Here is a 450-nt window from a genome sequence, read left to right as displayed (position 1 = left end):
GTGCAGCGCCGGGCGCACTTTAGCTATTCCGACTCGGCCGAAATGCTGAGCGGTAACAGCGAACTAAACGAAAAACTGCGTGAACGTCCTGAACAGGCGGAAGCTGAACGTACCCGCGCCCGTGAAGCTTTGCGCAGCCACGCCGCGCAGTTAAGCCAGTACAATCAGGTCATGGCGTCGCTGAAAAGCTCGTACGACACCAAAAAAGAGCTGCTCAACGATTTACAACGTGAACTGCAGGACATTGGCGTTCGCGCGGACAGCGGTGCCGAAGAGCGTGCGCGTATCCGTCGTGATGAACTGCATGCGCAGCTCAGTACCAACCGCGCTCGTCGCAACCAACTGGACAAAGCGCTGACCTTCTGCGAAGCGGAGATGGATAACCTGACCAGCAAGCTGCGCAAGCTGGAACGCGATTATTTTGAGATGCGCGAGCAGGTGGTCACTGCG

At 57.3% G+C, this 450-nt stretch carries 1 pseudogene; it reads left to right on the top strand.

Features of this window, described 5'->3' with window-relative positions:
* A pseudogene (gene mukB, locus ACU8YC_RS27535) lies at positions 1-450 on the top strand (chromosome partition protein MukB); the annotation flags it as partial.

Source organism: Citrobacter sp. VF227 (genome assembly GCF_052950715.1).
This window is presented reverse-complemented; position numbering and strand designations above follow the sequence as displayed.